2 protein-coding genes and 1 pseudogene are annotated in these 3352 nt (G+C 51.6%); all 3 read right to left on the bottom strand.

Features of this window, described 5'->3' with window-relative positions; translation table 11 throughout:
* Positions 1 to 101 precede the first annotated feature (101 nt).
* Positions 102 to 988: pseudogene (locus K5905_RS30235) on the bottom strand (IS3 family transposase); the annotation flags it as partial.
* A gap of 429 nt (positions 989 to 1417) precedes the next feature.
* Positions 1418 to 2854, bottom strand: coding sequence for a M20/M25/M40 family metallo-hydrolase (locus tag K5905_RS30240; protein WP_297591408.1), 1437 nt, complete (start codon positions 2852 to 2854; stop codon positions 1418 to 1420).
* A 99-nt stretch (positions 2855 to 2953) separates the two neighbouring features.
* On the bottom strand, positions 2954 to 3352 hold a 399-nt coding region (locus tag K5905_RS30245), incomplete at its 5' end, for an ABC transporter ATP-binding protein (RefSeq protein ID WP_297591409.1).

Raw genomic sequence — 3352 nt, forward strand, 5'->3', positions numbered from 1 at the left:
GACCACCAAAAGCTACAAACGGAGCCGCCAGTCTGTAAATCCGGCTGACTACCGGGACACCAGACTGGGGATTTTTAAAGGGCCCATTCTGGGGAAATTTAAGGTGCCATTGACAGCCAATCGACACTGCGGTCCTGCTGCCATTTGAGCATCGCGTTTGAGGTGAGTTCCGTACCGTTGTCGCTGACCACCATCAAGGGATAGCGACCGCGGCGCTCAGCGATCCCGTCCAGTTCCCGTGAGACCCGGGCTCCGGAGATCGAGTTGTCGACCACCGCTGCAAGACATTCGCGGCTGAAGTCATCAATGACACACAGGATACGGAACCGGCGTCCGTCAATCAGGGCATCGGAGACGAAGTCGAGGGACCAGCGTTGATTAGCGGCTTGCGGCACAGCCATCGGCGCTCGCGTTCCCAGGGCTCGTTTCCGGCCGCCGCGCTTGCGCACCGTGAGACGCTCTTCCTGGTAGATCCGGTAGACCTTCTTCCAGTTGGCTTCTATGCCTTCGCGCTTCAGCAGGATGTGCAGACGACGATAACCAAAGCGCCGTCTCTCCAAAGCCAATTCCTTCAGCCTCTGACGCAACCCGGCATCATCGGATCTCGTCGACCGATAGCGGTAAACACGCGGATCGATACCGACCAACCCGCAGGCGCGGCGTTGCGAATAGCCTCTGGTCCCAATTGCCCAGCTCACGGCATTCCTCCTTGAGCCAGGCGTCAGAAGTTTTTTCCGAGCATCTCGCGGAGCGTCGACACATCCATCATCGACTCCGCGAGCAGCTTCTTCAGCTTTGCGTTCTCTTCTTCAAGAGTCTTCAGCCTTTTGGCATCAGCCACCTCCATGCCGCCGTACTTCGAGCGCCACTTGTAAAAGGTTGCATCGCTGACACCGTATTTGCGGCAAAGCTCGGCGGCCGAAATGCCCGCCTGATGTTCTTTCAAAATACCGATGATCTGTTCTTCAGAGAACCTGGATCGCTTCATCGTCTGTATCCTTTAATTGGGAACAGACTAACCTCAAAACGAGGAACTTTCAGGGGAGCAGGTCAAGAGAGACGGCGCAATGTTCTTTTTGCCGTGGATCAAGAGCTGAAGCCGAAATTCCAGTCGATGGGAGATCCTCGATCGCCTCCCCCATAATGTTTCATGTCGATCGTGTATTTCGCTGAAACCTAATTGCAATTAATTTGGGTCCGGGCTTGCATCGAATCGGAGGAAGATAGTTCGCGCTGCCAACAAGGACGCCCGGACCCTGGTTGCTAGGCACAATGCGTTTGAGGCGACCATAAAGTCGACCAATTGGCTCGCGATGTACCTTTCGGGCAACCGTTTTGAGTTTGGGTCGCTCAGCCTCTAATGCTTCGGCATTCGCGTGACAACCTGAGTATGGGACGTTGAATCAGTACGATGGTATTAGCACTTTGCATTGGAACCGCCCATGTGACGTAATTCGACGTAAGACTTGGCTCCAATGTCCCAGAACAGACCTGTCATTATCTGAAGCCCCTGATTCACGATCGTCTCGAGAATGTGCTCGTCTGGCGAATGTTGCTGACAATCTGGATAAGAATGGGGAATCCAGATCGTCGGAAGTCCCAGTATTTCGGAAAAACTGTCGTTGGGAAGGGACCCACCTAGGTTCGGAAGCAATATCGGTTCAACGTTGAGCGTATCTACAATTGAACCAGTAACGAATTTCACCCAGGGATGATCGGGGCTCAGTCGCGTAGCGCTATGATAAGTCTCATCCCTGGGTATTATTTCTACGTCGTTGAATCCGCACTTATCGAGGTGTTCTCTTAATTGGGTCAATGCTTTTTGCGGGTCTGTGCCGACGACGAAACGCAATTGACACACAGCGGAAGCTTGAGTCTGGATTGCATTTACTGGATTGGTGGTCGAACCGCTTGAGATACCAAGAACCATGAAGCTATTTGATGCAAACACCCGTTCGGCGGGAGACAATTCACTCTCACCCCATTCTGCGTCAATTTCGGCACTTTCAAAGACACGGACGATCGCATCGTTGGCAAGAGCTTCCTTGACAGAAGCAGTCAAAGAATCTGCCTTCCAGTCGTGGACAAGCATCCTTCCGTTTTCATCCGCGATTGTGGAAATCGCATTGCTCAGGCGAATGACCGGATCTTTTAGTAATCCCCCCCAATTTCCAGAGTGTTTCAGTCTTTCTCGACATCTGACAACGAGATCGAAAGTTAGGATTCCCCGCGACCCCATAAATAAAGTAGGATGATCTTTATCAAGCCGCGGACCGTCTGATCCAAGCAATACGTCAGCCTGGAGCAAGTCTTTGTTCTCCATACAGAATTCACGCAGCCCCGGCGAGCCTATCTCTTCGCTCGTCTCCACAAGAAGTTTGATGTTAAATCCAAGACTTCCCCTGCGGCGGATAACTGATCTGATCGCCGACAGAGCCACGAGGTGTTGGCCTTTGTTGTCTGCCGTGCCACGGCCATACCATTTGTCGCCTTCAATATGAATGTCCCATGGCCCGGCGGGTGTTTCCCATCGCTCGTCCATACCCAGCACAACATCACCGTGTCCATAGAAGAGAACGGTCAGCGCATCCGGTTCCTCGATCCTTTCGGCAAATAACAAAGGACCACCGCCGGAAACCGGATTTTCGAAAGATCTTGTCTTAAAGCCTATAGGCTCCAGTAAACCTGGAAGCACTTCGTCGACATAGTTCTCCAGTGCCGGATACATGTTCTCAAGCGTGCTTACCGTCCGAACTGAAACTAACTTCTTAAGATCATTCAGAAATTCCCCACATTCAAGTTCACGCAATGCATCATAAATAGCGGCTGTACGGCCAACATTAGGACTGTCCATAATTCTTCCTAACTATCTTAAACAGGACTACGCTTTGTCACGAAAGGTACATTCAGCGCCTGATTTTGAATTCGTCTCAAGACGCAAGCCAAAGCAGCCCTACGCGAGCTCCTCAGCGGAGAACGAAGGGATTTTCCAGTTCTTTCCCGGCTGAGCTGCAAGTAACTTCTTGGTATATTCGTGCTCTGGGGAGTCAAATACTTGCTGAACAGGACCTCTTTCTACTATCACCCCATCTTTCATCACGAGAATATTATCGCAGATTTGCGACGCGACCCTCAGATCATGTGTAATGAACAAAATTGTGAGTCCAAATTGATCGCGTATTTCACGTAACAAATTTAGAACCTCGCGCTGCACAGACACGTCAAGTGCAGAAACTGCTTCGTCTGCAATGAGGATGCTGGGTTCGAGCGCAAGAGCTCGAGCAATACAAATCCGCTGTCGCTGTCCGCCGGAAAACTGTGCAGGAAATCGATTTAACGCGTCCTGGCCCAT

It is taken from the genome of Roseibium sp. (assembly GCF_025698965.1).
GTDB lineage: Bacteria > Pseudomonadota > Alphaproteobacteria > Rhizobiales > Stappiaceae > Roseibium.

Bases quoted from the DNA above. Each gene is read 5' to 3' on its own strand.
- K5905_RS30240 (WP_297591408.1), bottom strand. From the start codon at position 2,854: ATGGACAGTCCTAATGTTGGCCGTACAGCCGCTATTTATGATGCATTG.